Source organism: Psychromonas arctica (assembly GCF_038155225.1).
Taxonomy (GTDB): domain Bacteria; phylum Pseudomonadota; class Gammaproteobacteria; order Enterobacterales; family Psychromonadaceae; genus Psychromonas; species Psychromonas arctica_B.
The window spans coordinates 1-236 of sequence record NZ_JBAKBA010000190.1; the positions used below are offsets into that span (position 1 = coordinate 1).

At 35.6% G+C, this 236-nt stretch carries 1 pseudogene; it reads left to right on the forward strand.

What is annotated here, in order from left to right:
• A pseudogene (locus tag V6255_RS18265) lies at positions 1-236 on the forward strand (EamA family transporter); the annotation flags it as partial.

Consider the following 236-nt stretch of genomic DNA (forward strand, 5'->3'; position numbering starts at 1 on the left):
AACCCTACCTTCTGCTATATCAGGTGTAGGAATGGTGTCGCTGCCAGTTTTTGCCATGTTTTATTACTGGCTATTACATAAAAAGAAACCTAGTAAAATACAGTTCATATCAGGTATGACGTTAATTACATTAGCCTGTCTTTTATTTGATACTTTGAATTTAACACTTAATCCCGTCGGGCTAATTGCCATGATTGCTTCACTAGCTAGTATTGTGGTTGGCAGTAATATTATTA